Source organism: Arthrobacter sp. NicSoilB4 (genome assembly GCF_019977335.1).
Lineage (GTDB): Bacteria > Actinomycetota > Actinomycetes > Actinomycetales > Micrococcaceae > Arthrobacter.
Window position 1 is genome coordinate 2247989 of the sequence record NZ_AP024653.1, and the last position, 13554, is coordinate 2261542.

Sequence of the window (13554 nt, forward strand, 5' to 3'; positions counted from 1 at the left end):
AGAGCGGCCGGTCATGCATAAACTGTGTGCGGCAGTCAGTTTATGCGTTCCGCGCCCGCAACTTCTAATGCGGCCGGTACGTCCGGACTGCCGGCAGCTTTACCGCTGAACAGACGACGGCGCCCTGGCGCCGCCCTGTTTCGGCCCGACTAGCAGGAGGACTTTTGGCGGCCAGTTCACGGAGCGCCCGCGAGGCCAAGCGGCGCGTCCAGCAAATGGAGGCAAAGCGCGAGCTGCGCAAGGAGCAGGACAAGCGCCGCAAGCGCGACAACGTCCTGGCCATTGCCGCGGGCACCACCGCCGTGGTGGTTGCCCTGGTGCTCCAGCTGACGGTCTTCTCGTCCAATCCGACGGAGGATGAATACGCCGCGGCCCAGGCCGGGCTGACCAGCCCCTCCGCCACACCGCCGGCCACACCATCTGCTAACGCCGAGAACATCCCGAAGCCTGAGACGGCAGCCGGCCAGACCTTCACCGGCGAACTCAAACTCAACAGCGGCACCCTCGGCGTCGAACTCGACGGCACAGCGGCGCCCCAGGCGGCCGCTGTCTTCAAGTCCCTCGCGGACCAGAACTTCTACGCCGGGCTCAACTGCCACCGGCTCACCACGGCCGAGACCTTCGGCGTGCTGCAGTGCGGCTCCAAGGCCGGCGACGGCAGCAGCGACCCAAGCTTCACCTGGGGTCCCCTGGAAAACACGCCGCAGGACAACAACTACCCCGCCGGAACCATCGCCGTCGCCAGGAGCGGCGGAAACGCATACGGCAACGGCACGCAGTTCTTCATTGTCTACAAGGACACGGTCATTCCGGCCGATGCCGCCGGTGGCTACACGGTGGTGGGCAAGGTGACCTCAGGCCTGGACGTGGTGGCCAACATCGCGGCCGCCGGACTAAAACCGGGTGATAACGCCACAGACGGCGCACCTGCGGAACCAGTCACGATAGACTCGTTCTCTCTGAAGTAACCAGCCGTTGCCCTTGTGGCCATGGCCCCGGTATTTCCCTCCAAGCGAAAGACTTCTAGCGGTGACAGACAGTCAGAAATCCGACGAAACAGTGTCAGCAGCAGCTGCCAACGAGACCGAAGCTGAGGCCAACGTGACAGCTCAGGCGACCGACACTCCCGAAAGTACGGTCCCGGAACCGGCAAACGAACCGGCGACCGAGACGGTGGCGGAACCGGCCACTGACGTGTCCGCGGCCGACGCCGGGACCACCCCCGAGGCTCCTGTCGAGGCTCCTGCGGCTCCGGCCGATGATGCAGCCGTCCAGGCTCCGGCTCCTGCGGCTCCAGCCGCTGCGGCCCCGGCCCGTCCCGCGCCGTCACCGGCAGCATTCGCGGCCCGCCCGAAGGCGAAGCCCTCACCGGCCGCCCCCGCAGCCGCGCCGGCAGCGGTGTCCTCCGCTGCGTCGCTGGCCGAAGCTGCCCGCTGGGGCCGCGTCGAAGGCGACGGCCACGTGTTCCTGACCGTCGACGGCGAGGAGCATCCCGTCGGACAGTACCCGGGTGTCAGCGATGACGAAGCCCTGGGCTACTTCGCCCGGAAGTACGACGACGTCGTCGCCCAGATTGTCCTGCTGGAACAGCGCGTAAGCTCCAAGGCGCCCACCACGGACATGCAGAAGACCGTCAACCACCTGCGCGAGCAACTGGCCGAGCGCAACATGGTTGGCGATCTCCGCGCCGCCGAGGGCCGCCTGGACACGCTCAGCCAGCAGATCACTGCGCTCGAAAAGACCGAGAAAGCCGAACACGACGCCGTCCGGGCTGCCGAGCTGGCTGCCCGCGAAGCCATCGTCGCCGAGGCTGAAGAGATCGCCGGTCACGATCCGGCCCAGATCCAGTGGAAGACCTCCAGCGCCCGGATGAACGAACTGTTCGAGAGCTGGAAAACCGCGCAGAAGAGCGGCGTCCGTCTCGGCCGCAGCAACGAGGACGCCCTCTGGAAGCGCTTCCGCGCCGCCCGCACGGTCTTCGACCGGCACCGCCGTGCGTACTTCTCCCAGCTGGACAGCAACAACTCGGCAGCCAAGGCCGCCAAGGAAAAGCTGATCGCCGAGGCGGAAGCACTCTCGACGTCCACCGACTGGGGCTTCGCCGCCGGCGAGTACCGCCGCCTCATGGACCAGTGGAAGGCCTCGCCGCGCGCCAGCCGCAAGGACGACGACGCCCTCTGGGCGCGGTTCCGTGCCGCACAGGACGTCTTCTTCACGCACCGCCAGGCCGCAAACGACGAGATCGACCAGGAATACGGCGCGAACCTGGTGGTCAAGGAAGCCCTGCTGGAGGAAGCCAACCAGCTGCTGCCCATCACGGACCTCGCGGCCGCCAAGAAGGCCCTGCAGTCCATCCGTGACCGCTGGGAAGAAGCCGGCAAGGTTCCCCGCGCCGACATGGGACGCGTGGAGGCCGGGCTGCGCAAGGTCGAAGACGCCGTCCGCCACGCCGAGGACGAGAACTGGAAGCGGTCCAATCCGGAGACGAAGGCACGCACCAACAGCGCGCTGACGCAGCTGGAATCCGCTATCGCCGGGCTCCGCGACGACCTGGCCGAGGCCGAGAAGGCCGGCGACGAGCGCAAGATCAAGTCCGCCCGGGAAGCCCTCGAGGCCCGTGAGGCCTGGCTGGAACAGCTCGAGAAGTCAGCGAGCGAGCTCTCCTAGGCCTCAAGCACAAGGCACTAAGCACAGAGGCAGGCCCCGTACCGGTTATCCACATGACCGGCACGGGGCCTGTCCGCTTTGGATCGGACGGGACAGGATGACTGGATGGTCATTGTTTCCGGCCCTCCACCGACCGGCCCGCCCCCGTCTGGCACGATACATGCTCACTCGGTCCCGCCTCGCCCGGCGCCGCTTGAGCTCTACTCCCCCGGGGCGCTTTTCACCTGGCCCGAGCTGCAGGCCATGGCGTCCGACGGCGTGCTGACGCAGCTTTACCAGCGCGGCTACCTGCCCCCGGGCAGCCGGGCCACTCCTCAGCTCCGGGCCCGCGCCGCGGCCATCCTCATCCGTCCGGCTGTCCGGCAACGGGTCGTTGCAGGACGGATGACCGCTGCGTGGATCTACGGCTGCACGGCAGAGCCGGACCGGCTCGCCCTGCTCGTGGACGCCAACCGGCGGATTTCCAGCCTCAGGTCCACGCGGGGCTGCACTTTTCACGAGGTGCGCCTGGGCCCGTTCGACGTCGTGAGCCTGGGCGGACTGATGGTCTCCAGCCCGCTGCGGACCTCAGTGGACATCGCCCTGCACGTGGACGCAGAGCGGGCCGTCCCTGCGTTGCGGGCGTTCCTGGGCCGGCCCGAGCTGGGCGTGCGGCTGCGGCTGCTCAGGCTCGCCGTGGAGGCCACGCCGAGGGTGCCGCACATGAGGGCGGCCCTGGCGAAGCTCGAACTCCTCCGGGCCGGGCCGGCCCCCTAGGCCTCCACACCCATCAGCGGCCCTGAACGTCGATGGTGCGCTTAGCTGCGCCGCCGGTTGCCGGTGGTGCGGTAGACGTCGAAGACGCCGTCAATCCGGCGGACGGCGCTCAGCACATGGCTCAGGTACTTGGGATCGCCCATCTCGAAGGCGAACTTGGAGATCGCCACCCGGTCCGTGGACGTGTGCACGCTGGCCGCCAGGATGTTGACGTGATTCTCGGACAGGATCCGCGTCACATCCGAAAGCAGGGACTTGCGGTCGAGCGCTTCGACCTGGATTTCGACGAGGAAAACGCTCGACTGCGTGGGTGCCCAGTCGACCTCAACGATCCGGTCCGGCTGCTCCAGCAGTCCGCTGACGTTCGTGCAGTCCGTCCGGTGCACGGAGACGCCGGAGCCCCGGGTGACGAAGCCCAGGATCGGGTCAGGAGGTACCGGGGTGCAGCAGCGGGCGAGTTTCACCCAGACGTCGTCCACACCCCGCACCACAACGCCGGAATCGGAATACCGGGCCTTGGTGACCTGGGTGGGGATGGATACCTCGGTGAGGTCGTCCTCGGGGGTGTCGTTGCCGCCCAGGCTCTCCACCAGGCGTTCCATAACGGACTGGGCGGAGGTGTGCCCGTCGCCCACACCGGCGTAGAGGCCGGAGATGTCGACGTATTTGAAGTCCTCGGCCACCGCGGCGAGGGCGTCATGCGTCATGAGGCGCTGCAGCGGGAGGTTCTGCTTGCGCATCGCCTTCGTCAGCAGCTCCTTGCCGCGGTCGATCGACTCCTCGCGGCGTTCCTTGCTGAACCACTGCCTGATCTTGTTGCGGGCACGGGCGCTCTTGACGAAGTGCTGCCAGTCCTGGCTGGGCCCGGCGCCTTCGGCCTTGGAGGTGAAGATCTCCACCCAGTCGCCGTGGTTGAGTTCGCTGTTGAGCGGGACCAGTTTGCCGTTGACGCGGGCACCGATGGTCCGGTGGCCCACCTCCGTGTGGACGGCATAGGCGAAGTCCACGGGAGTGGAACCGGCGGGCAGTGCCATGACCTCGCCCTTGGGCGTGAACACGAACACTTCCCGGGCGTTGATTTCAAAGCGCAGCGAGTCGAGGAACTCCCCCGGGTCCGACGTTTCCTGCTGCCAGTCCACGAGGGACCGGAGCCACCCCATGTCGCCGTCGCGCGGGCTGCCCGGGCCGGCGGCCGTGCGGTTCGGCTGGTCCTTGTACTTCCAGTGCGCGGCGACGCCGTATTCGGCGCGGCGGTGCATCTCATGGGTGCGGATCTGGATCTCGACGGGCTTGCCGCCCGGGCCGATCACCGTGGTGTGCAGCGACTGGTACATGTTGAACTTGGGCATCGCGATGTAGTCCTTGAACCGCCCCGGGAGGGGGTTCCAGCGCGAGTGCATCGCGCCCAGGGCCGCGTAACAGTCCCGGACGGAATCAACCAGTACCCGGACGCCCATCAGGTCGTTGATGTCGTCGAAGTCCTTATCCCGGACAATCATCTTCTGGTAGATCGAGTAGTAATGCTTCGGCCGGCCAGTGATGGTGGCCTTGATCTTGGCCTCGCGCAGGTCCTCGGTGATCTGGTTGCGGATGACGGAGAGGTTCTTTTCGCGTTCGGGGGTCCGGTCCCCCACCATGCGCACGATTTCCTCGTAGACCTTCGGGTACAGGGCCGCGAAGGAAAGGTCTTCCAGCTCCCATTTGATCGTGTTCATGCCGAGCCGGTGCGCCAGCGGGGCGAAGATTTCGAGCGTCTCCCGCGCCTTGCGCGCCGAGGACTCGGCCGAGACGAAACGCCAGGTCCTGGCGTTGTGCAGCCGGTCGGCAAGTTTGATCATCAGGACGCGGATGTCCTTGGCCATGGCCACGACCATCTTGCGGACGGTTTCAGATTGCGCTGCCTCGCCGAAACTGACCTTGTCCAGCTTGGTGACGCCGTCCACCAGCATGGCGACTTCCGGCCCGAACTCGGCCTTCAGGTCATCCAGGGTGTAGGAGGTGTCCTCAACGGTGTCGTGCAGGAGCGCCGCTGCCAGCGTGGTTCCGCTGAGACCGAGCTCGGCCAGGATGGTGGCCACCGCCACCGGATGCGTGATGTAGGGGTCACCGCTCTTGCGCTTCTGGCCGCGGTGGCAGCGCTCCGCCACAACGAAGGCGCGCTGGATGAGGTCGAAGTCCTCTTTCGGGTTGTTGGCCCGCACGGTCCGCAGCAGCGGCTCAAGGATGGGGGAATACGCGGGGGCGCCGCGGCCGGTCAGGCGGGCGAGCCGGGAACGCGTGCGCTCACGCCGGCCAGGAAACGTGGGGCGTGCACCCGAGCTGTCCACAGGCACCGGCGGGTCGGCGCGTCCGGGAGCCACCACACCAGTCTGCGAACCCTGGCCTGGAGCCTTGGCCACCGGTGCTGAAGGCACCGGCGTCGAACGTTCTTCCAATGGAGCACCTCTCCGAACCCGTTAATTCTTCCAGTGTATTCCCGCAGCAGGATACTTCGATAACCGGCGGCGATACGGCGACGGGCCGGAGAAACGTCACGCATGACGTTCTCCGGCCCGTCAGAACCGCGGGACCACAGCCCGGCGGTGGCCGGTCCGGCAGGATTGCTGCGGCTAGGCCTTGGCGGGCTCCGCCGGGGAGTCGGCCTTCGCGGCAGCCTGGGCGCGGCGATGAGCCACACGCTCGGCCTGCTTGACCAGCTCCGGTTCTCCCTGGCGCAGCCAGGCGTAGAGCGGCGCAGCGATGAAGATCGTGGCCGCCGTGCCGATCAGGATGCCGACAAACAGGGCCAGCGAGAGGTCCCGCAGCGTTCCGGCACCCAGCAGACCGGCGCCAATGAACAGGATGGCGCCGACCGGGAGGATGGCCACCATCATGGTGTTGATGGAACGGACCAGCGTCTGGTTCACTGCCAGGTTGACTTCCTCGGCGAAGGTCCGCCGCGTGGAGGCCTGCAGGTCCGCTGTGTTCTCGCGGATCTTGTCGAAGACCACCACGGTGTCATACAGCGAGTAGCTCAGCACGGTCAGGAAGCCGATAATCGCCGAGGGCGTGACTTCAAAGTCGCTCAGGGCGTAGACACCGGCGGTGATGAACATGGTCACCAGCATGCCGACGATCGCCGAGAGCGACATCTTCCAGGTCCGGAAGTACAGCGCCATCAGCACGGCGGCGAGTCCGACGAAGATCGCCAGGCCCAGCAGGGCCTGCTTGGTGACGTCGGCGCCCCAGGTCGGGCCGATGAAGGTGGAGGTCACCTCGTTGTCCGTCACCCCGTAAGCGTCGGTGAGGCCCGCCTTGATCTGGAGCGTTTCGTCTTCCGTGAGCTTGTCCGTCTGGATCCGCATCGTGTTGCCTGCGACGTTGGCCACCCGCGGGACGCTGCCGGCGACAACATCCTCGACGGCCTTCTCACCGATGGACGCATCCGTGGTCTTCACGTTGGAGACGGTGAATTCCGAACCGCCACGGAATTCGATGCCGAGGTTGAAGCCGCCCTTGACGACGGGAAGCAGGATCGAGAGCGCCACCAGGACGGCCGCGATCAGGAACCAGATTTTCTTGGATCCGACGAAGTCGTACGAGCGCTTACCCGTGTAGAGCTCGTTACCGAAATTGGCGAAGCTGGTGGCCATTTAGTTGCCCTCCTTGGACGAGCTCTTGGAGGAACCAGCAAGCTGTTCCTGCCGTTCGGCGAGACGTCGTTCTGCAATGGTCATCCGGCGTTCGGCCTCAGCCGCGGCGCCGGTGTTCTTGGCGCGGAGCGCGGCAACCTGGGCCGGCTTGTCCGCAGGGGTGCGGAACCGGCCCGCGCCCCGGTACAGGGGGACAGCGCCGAGACTCTTCGGGTCCAGCCCGGAGAGCGGGTGGCCTTCACCGAAGAACTTGGTGCGGGCCAGCAGCTGCAGGGTCGGGTGGGTGAACATAAAGACGACCAGCAGGTCGGCGAGGGCGGTCAGGCCGAGGGTGAACGCGAAGCCGCGGACGTTGCCCACTGCCACGAAGTACAGGACGACGGCGGCCAGCAGGTTGACTGCCTTGGACGCCAGGACCGTGCGCTTTGCCCGCTTCCAGCCGTTCTCGACTGCCGAGACGAGGCCGCGGCCTTCACGGAGCTCATCGCGGATTCGTTCGAAGTAGACGATGAACGAGTCCGCGGTCTGGCCGATGGCCACGATGATGCCCGCGACGCCGGCGAGGGAAAGCCGGTAGTTCTCGGTCCAGCCGAGGATGTCGATGGCCAAGAACGTGAGGGCACCTGCGACCACGAGGGAGGCGACGGTGACGAGACCCAGTGCCCGGTACTGGAACAGGGAGTAGACCACCACCAGCAGCAGGCCGATCAGGCCGGCGAGCAGGCCCATGCGGAGCTGCTCACCACCGAGGGTGGCGGAAATCTGCTGGTCGCTCTGGATCTCGAAGCTGATCGGCAGTGCGCCGAAGCGCAGCTGGTCGGAGAGTGCCTTCGCGGACTGCTCGGTGAATCCGCCGGTGATCTGCGGGCGGCCATCGGTGATGACTGCCTGGGAGCGCGGGGCGGAGATGACCTGGTCGTCCAGGACAATGGCGAACTGGGACCTCGGATCAGAACCGGTCTCGCCGCCGGCTTCGGCGTAGAACTTGTTCAGCCGTTCGGTGACCGTCTTGAACTTGGCCGTGCCTTCGTCGTTGAACTGGATGTTCACAGCCCACTCGTTGGTCACGGCACCCTGGGCACCGCGCTGCAGCTGGAAGGTTGAGCCCGAGATGTTCGATCCCTTGACCTCAACCGGGCCGAGGATGTACTTGATCGCGGGCCGGCCCTCGGAAGCAGGTTCGCAGGTGACCAGCGGCTGCGCCGGGTCTGAGCGTTCCAGCTTGTCCTGCGACGGGTTGTCACAGTCGAGCGCCTCGAACTTCTTGTAGAGCTCGGGGGTTATCCAGTTCACGTCGCTGCCGTTGGCGGGCTCCGCGGTGGGCTTGGGCAGCTGGTCCTCCGGAGTCCGTGACTCCGCGGGGACTGCCGCGCCGGGACCGGCCTGCAGCACAGGCCGGAAGTTCATGTCGGCGGAAGCCTGGATCAGCGCGCGGGTTTCCTTTGACGGGGTGCCGGGAAGGCTGACCACGACGTTGCGTCCGGACTGCGTGCTGATTTCAGCTTCCGCGACGCCGGAGCCATCCACGCGCTGGCGGATGATCGCCACGGCCTGGTTGAGCTGTTCTTCGGTGATGTCCGAGCCGCCCTCAACCTTGGGCGCCAGGATCATCTGGGTGCCGCCTTCAAGGTCCAGGGCAAGCTTGGGAGCCCAGCTCGCCTGGCCGGCCATGTTGCCGCCTGCCAGGACAGCGGTCATGACGGCGAGGATAACGCCGAGCCAGACCAGCACCCTGAGGGCTGTGTTTTTGGGGCCAGTTCGTGCCATTGTCGATCTTTCTAGTATTTACGGAGGAACCGCCGGTGCGAACCTAGGAGGCCGCTCCGGCGGTTGCCCGCAACCGTTGCTTCGCGGGATTGCTCAAACAGGCAGACTAGCTGTCTTTCTTGCCTTCGTCGTTGAGGCGGCGCAGGGTTTCTTCCGGCGTCTCGTCGCGCGGGGCATCGTTGACCGTTGCGGCGCTATCGGCCTTGTCGGCGGTCAGCGAGGAGGCGTCGTTCGGGACGACCGTGGGCTCCTCAGCAGCGACAACCGGCTCGACGATCTTGGTGACGGCCTGGCGGTGCACGGTGGCGGTGTTGCCCGGGGAGAGTTCCAGCAGGACCTTGTTCTCTTCATCGTCGATCTCGACGATCCGTCCGTACAGGCCAAAGCTGGTCATGACCTCGACGCCCGGGGCAAACTTCGACTGGAGCTGCGCCTGCTGCTGCTGGGTCTTCTTGTTGCGGCGGAACATCATGAAGACGAAGACGCCGAGCATGGCGAACAGCAGGATGGTCATGATGTCGATGCCGCCGCCGGCCTGCGGCTGGGTCTGGGCAGAGATAAGTCCGAACACAGGGATAGTTCCGTTCTGTACTTGCGTAGCTGATTTTACAGCAACGTCCGCTTCGCTTCGGGCTGGCCGGCAGCGAACCATGCCAAGCCGGCGGCGGCCAGGTGGCGGCCGCGCACAGAAACAAAGACCCGAACGTGCCGAGCGTCATACCAGTCTAGAGGCAAAAACGTTCCGGTGCGGTGCTATTGACTATTACGGATCCATTCCGGATCCGCGCCATGGCCCAGCCCGCCGTCGGTCTCCGGCCCGTCGTCCCCGGCCTGGAAGAGCTCCAGGGGGTCCTGCGCGAACACTCCCGGCGGCACGGCGAAGCCGAGGTGCGTCCAGGCGGGGGCGAGGGCAATCCTCCCCCGCGGGGTCCGGCCCAGCAGCCCCTCCCGGACGAGGTACGGCTCGGCGACTGTCTCCACGGTCTCGGTTTCTTCGCCGACGGCGATCGCCAGGGTGGACAGCCCCACGGGTCCGCCGCCGAATTTCGTGATGAGGGCTTCAAGGACGGCGCGGTCCAGCCGGTCCAGGCCGCGCTTGTCGACCTCATACATGTCCAGCGCCGCGGAGGCCGCGCGGGCATCGATCTGCTCGATCCCGTGCACCAGCGCCCAGTCGCGGACCCGGCGCAGCAGACGGTTGGCGATGCGGGGTGTGCCACGGGATCGTCCTGCGATTTCGCTGAACCCGGCCGAGTTGACCTTGAGGTCCAGGAGCCCGGCGGAGCGCCGCAGCACGAGTTCCAGTTCGGCGACCGAGTAGAACTCGAGGTGGCCGGTGAAGCCGAAGCGGTCCCGGAGGGGCCCGGGCAGCAGGCCTGCGCGGGTCGTGGCGCCGACCAGGGTGAACGGCGGAAGTTCCAGCGGGATGGCAGTGGCGCCGGCGCCCTTGCCGACGACGATGTCGACCCTGAAGTCTTCCATCGCCATGTAGAGCATTTCCTCGGCCGGCCGGGACATCCGGTGGATCTCGTCGAGGAAGAGGACTTCGCCTTCGGACAGTGAGGACAGGATGGCGGCCAGATCCCCGGCGTGCTGGATGGCGGGCCCGCTGCTGATCCGCAGCGGGGCGTTCATCTCGGCGGCAATGATCATGGACAGTGTCGTTTTGCCCAGTCCCGGCGGCCCGGAGAGCAGGACGTGGTCGGCGCTGCGGCCGCGCATGCGGGAGGCCTCCAGGACGAGGGAAAGCTGCTTGCGGACCCGGTGCTGGCCCACGAAGTCGTGCAGGTTCTTGGGCCGGAGTGCGGCTTCGATGACCCGCTCCTCCGGCTCCTCTCCCCCGCCAACCAGGGACGGCTCAGCCACGGGCGCCTACCCTGTTCCCGGCGCGGGCACCGTCCTGGCCCAGCCAGCGGAGGGTGGCCCGCAGGATCTCGGCCACGTTGCCGTTCTCGGCCAGTTCGGGGGAATCCGCCAGGGACTTGTCGATGCTGGACGTGGCGTCCTTCTCGGACCAGCCGAGGCTTGTCATGGCAGCAACGACCTGCGGCTTCCAGAGCGCTTCGGCAGATGCTGCCGGAGCCGCTGCGCCGGCGGCCGTGCCGTGCGGCACCAGCTTGCCGGCCAGTTCCAGCACGATCCGCCCGGCGACTTTGGGGCCGATGCCCGGGACCTTGGTGAAGGCCTTGCCGTCGCCGGAGTGGGCGGCGACACGGATCGCTTCGGGCTCGTGCACGGCGAGGACCGCCAACGCGAGCCGGGGTCCGACGCCGCTGACGCTGAGCAGGACATCGAAGACCTCGCGTTCGTCGTCGCTGCCGAAACCGAACAGGGTGAGGGAGTCCTCGCGCACGATCAGCGAGGTGAAGAGCTTCCCCTCCTCGCCGACGCGGAGCCGGCCGAGGGTCTGGGGTGTCGCGTTCACGCTCATGCCGGCGCCGTTGAGGTCGATCACGGCGGAGGACAGGCCGACGTGCGCTACGGTTCCGCGGAGAAAACTGATCAAAGCCGGGCTCCTGAAAATTCAGCTGAAAGTAGAACCGGGAGAACCCGGCTATCCGAACATATCTACGAATACCCTACCAAGTGATACTGCGTCGGAGCCGGACATTCAGCGCGCACGGCGCGCTTTGGCCTCCGCGTCGGCCCAGGCGCGCTGGGCCGGGGTCAGCGACTGGCTGCCCGGTCCCGTCGTGACTGCGCCGCTATTGGAAGTCCCGCTGCCGGACCGCCAGGCATGGGTGATTGCCAGCGCCAGGGCGTCCGCGGCGTCGGCGGGGCGCGGCGGGGCGTCCAGCCGGAGGATCTTGGTCACCAGTTTGGTGACGGCGTCCTTGTTGGACGTTCCGCTGCCGGTCACGGCGGCCTTGACCTCCGACGGCGTGTGCAGGGCCACCGGGATGCCGCGCCGTGCGGCGGCGGCGATCACAACGCCGGAAGCCTGGGCGACGCCCATCACCGTGCTGACGTTGAGCTGGGAGAAGACGCGTTCGACGGCCAGGACGTGCGGTTCGTATTTGTCCAGCCACTCATCGATGGAGGTGGCGATGACCAGCAGGCGCTGGTCCAGGCTCTCCTCCGGGGACGTTCCGACGACGCCGAACGCCACCATGGTGGCGCGGCGGTTCTTCTCGACGTCCACGACGCCGATCCCGCAGCGGGTAAGGCCCGGATCGACGCCGAGGACGCGAAGGGTCACTCCGCTTCCAGTGCGGCCTGCACTTCGTCGCTGAGGTCGGCGTTGCTGTAGACGTTCTGGACGTCGTCGAGTTCTTCGAGGGCGTCGACGAGCTTCATGAACTTCTTGGCGGCGTCGAGATCCAGCGGCACCTGCATGGAGGGCACGAACTCGGCCTCGTCGGTGTCGTACTCCATGCCGGCTTCCTTGAGCGCATCGCGGATGGCCTGCAGGTCGGTCGGTTCGGAGTGGATCTCGAAGCTGTCGCCGTTGTCCTTGACTTCTTCGGCGCCGGCGTCGAGGACGGCCATCAGGACGTCGTCCTCGCTCAGGCCGTTCTTTGGCAGCGAGACAACGCCCTTGCGGGAGAAGAGGTAGCTGACCGAACCGGGATCGGCGATAGTGCCGCCGTTGCGGGAGATGGCCAGACGCACTTCGGAGGCCGCACGGTTCTTGTTGTCCGTCAGGCATTCGATCAGCAGCGCCGAGCCCTGCGGTCCGCGGCACTCGTACATGATCTCGGTGTAGTCCACGACCTCGCCGGTGAGGCCGGCGCCGCGCTTGATGGCGCGGTCGATGTTGTCAGCGGGGACCGAGGTCTTCTTGGCCTTCGTGACGGCGAGTTCCAGGCTCGGGTTGCCGGCAAGGTCCGGGCCGCCCATGCGTGCGGCGACTTCGATGTTCTTGATCAGCTTGGCGAACGACTTGGCCCGACGGCTATCGAGGATGGCCTTCTTGTGCTTGGTCGTCGCCCATTTGGAGTGGCCTGACATGCTTTACGCTTCTCCTCTGATCATTCGAATAAACAATTCATGCACGCGCTTCTCCCCCGTCACTTCCGGGTGGAAGGAGGTGGCCAGCAGCTTGCCGGAACGCACAGCAACAATTCTAGCCGTCCCGGCCAGCGCCTCGGGGTGGGACGCCCTGGAGGGTTCCACTTCGGCGAGGACTTCGACGCCGTCGCCGACGCGTTCCACCCATGGTCCGCGGATGAAGACCGCGTGGACGGGAGCCACGCCGTTTTCGGTGGCGCTGAAGTCGAGGCCCTTGAAGTCCAGGTCCGTCTCGAAGGATTCGCGCTGCCGGCCGAAGGCGTTCCGGCGCACTGTGATGTCGAGCCCGCCGAATGTCTGCTGCGGGTTGCCGGCAAGGTCCTTCGCGGGGTCAGTGATCTCATCCGCGAGGAGGATCATCCCGGCGCAGGAGCCGTAGACCGGCAGTCCTTCCCGGATGCGCCGGCGCAGCGGGTCGCTAAGTCCGAAAGCCCGGGACAGCTTGTCAATGGTGGTCGATTCGCCGCCGGGAATGATGAGCCCGTCGAGGCCGTCGAGTTCGGCCGGCCGGCGGACGCCGATGCCCGTGGCACCGGCAGCTTCCACCGCGTGCAGGTGTTCGCGGAAGTCGCCCTGGAGAGCCAGGACGCCGATCCGCAGCCCTGATCCCACGCGGGAGGAAGGCACAGAAGAGGGGTTGGTCATCCGAACAGCATAGTGCTCGCCGCCGCGCACCGGGGCATGCGTCGCCGCTTCCCGGCGGGCTTCCATGCCGCCGCTG

Annotated in this window: 12 protein-coding genes; 3 read left to right on the forward strand and 9 right to left on the reverse strand. The window is 66.8% G+C overall.

Translation table 11 applies throughout. The features are described 5' to 3' along the window. Positions 1-164 precede the first annotated feature (164 nt). From LDO13_RS10115 to LDO13_RS10125, 3 genes are all read left to right on the forward strand, one after another. The gene (locus tag LDO13_RS10115; protein WP_224046640.1) at positions 165-968 is read left to right on the forward strand and encodes a peptidylprolyl isomerase; all 804 of its coding nucleotides are present in this window, start codon (positions 165-167) and stop codon (positions 966-968) included. A gap of 61 nt (positions 969-1029) precedes the next feature. After that, on the forward strand, positions 1030-2667 hold the full coding sequence (locus LDO13_RS10120; RefSeq protein WP_224046641.1) for a DUF349 domain-containing protein: 1638 nt from the start codon (positions 1030-1032) through the stop codon (positions 2665-2667). A 243-nt stretch (positions 2668-2910) separates the two neighbouring features. Beyond that, the gene (locus tag LDO13_RS10125; RefSeq protein ID WP_224046642.1) at positions 2911-3423 is read left to right on the forward strand and encodes a hypothetical protein; all 513 of its coding nucleotides are present in this window, start codon (positions 2911-2913) and stop codon (positions 3421-3423) included. 41 nt (positions 3424-3464) lie between these two features. Here LDO13_RS10125 and LDO13_RS10130 read toward each other — a convergent pair whose 3' ends face one another. From LDO13_RS10130 to pdxT, 9 genes are all read right to left on the reverse strand, one after another. Further along, positions 3465-5756, reverse strand: coding sequence for a bifunctional (p)ppGpp synthetase/guanosine-3',5'-bis(diphosphate) 3'-pyrophosphohydrolase (locus tag LDO13_RS10130; RefSeq protein ID WP_224049748.1), 2292 nt, complete (start codon positions 5754-5756; stop codon positions 3465-3467). A gap of 276 nt (positions 5757-6032) precedes the next feature. After that, on the reverse strand, positions 6033-7055 hold the full coding sequence (gene secF, locus LDO13_RS10135; protein ID WP_224046643.1) for a protein translocase subunit SecF: 1023 nt from the start codon (positions 7053-7055) through the stop codon (positions 6033-6035). Then, positions 7056-8822, reverse strand: a complete 1767-nt coding sequence (gene secD / locus LDO13_RS10140) for a protein translocase subunit SecD (RefSeq protein WP_224046644.1) — start codon at positions 8820-8822, stop codon at positions 7056-7058. Between the two features lie 106 nt (positions 8823-8928). After that, on the reverse strand, positions 8929-9336 hold the full coding sequence (gene yajC, locus LDO13_RS10145) for a preprotein translocase subunit YajC (protein WP_224049749.1): 408 nt from the start codon (positions 9334-9336) through the stop codon (positions 8929-8931). A gap of 239 nt (positions 9337-9575) precedes the next feature. Then, positions 9576-10688, reverse strand: a complete 1113-nt coding sequence (gene ruvB / locus LDO13_RS10150; RefSeq protein WP_224046645.1) for a Holliday junction branch migration DNA helicase RuvB — start codon at positions 10686-10688, stop codon at positions 9576-9578. After that, a complete protein-coding gene (ruvA, locus tag LDO13_RS10155) occupies positions 10681-11328 on the reverse strand; it encodes a Holliday junction branch migration protein RuvA (protein WP_224046646.1) in 648 nt (215 codons plus the stop codon). Before ruvA ends, ruvB begins: the two co-directional genes overlap by 8 nt. A 105-nt stretch (positions 11329-11433) precedes the next feature. Continuing rightward, complete coding sequence (gene ruvC, locus LDO13_RS10160) at positions 11434-12021, reverse strand: crossover junction endodeoxyribonuclease RuvC (protein ID WP_224046647.1); 588 nt, start codon at positions 12019-12021, stop codon at positions 11434-11436. Next, on the reverse strand, positions 12018-12773 hold the full coding sequence (locus LDO13_RS10165; protein ID WP_224046648.1) for a YebC/PmpR family DNA-binding transcriptional regulator: 756 nt from the start codon (positions 12771-12773) through the stop codon (positions 12018-12020). Before LDO13_RS10165 ends, ruvC begins: the two co-directional genes overlap by 4 nt. 3 nt (positions 12774-12776) lie before the next feature. Beyond that, the gene (gene pdxT / locus LDO13_RS10170; RefSeq protein ID WP_224046649.1) at positions 12777-13478 is read right to left on the reverse strand and encodes a pyridoxal 5'-phosphate synthase glutaminase subunit PdxT; all 702 of its coding nucleotides are present in this window, start codon (positions 13476-13478) and stop codon (positions 12777-12779) included. Between the last annotated feature and the right edge of the window lie 76 nt (positions 13479-13554).

Bases quoted from the DNA above. Each gene is read 5' to 3' on its own strand.
- yajC (WP_224049749.1), bottom strand. From the start codon at position 9,336: ATGACCATCCTGCTGTTCGCCATGCTCGGCGTCTTCGTCTTCATGATG.
- pdxT (WP_224046649.1), bottom strand. From the start codon at position 13,478: ATGACCAACCCCTCTTCTGTGCCTTCCTCCCGCGTGGGATCAGGGCTG.
- secD (WP_224046644.1), bottom strand. From the start codon at position 8,822: ATGGCACGAACTGGCCCCAAAAACACAGCCCTCAGGGTGCTGGTCTGG.
- LDO13_RS10165 (WP_224046648.1), bottom strand. From the start codon at position 12,773: ATGTCAGGCCACTCCAAATGGGCGACGACCAAGCACAAGAAGGCCATC.
- LDO13_RS10125 (WP_224046642.1), top strand. From the start codon at position 2,911: ATGGCGTCCGACGGCGTGCTGACGCAGCTTTACCAGCGCGGCTACCTG.
- secF (WP_224046643.1), bottom strand. From the start codon at position 7,055: ATGGCCACCAGCTTCGCCAATTTCGGTAACGAGCTCTACACGGGTAAG.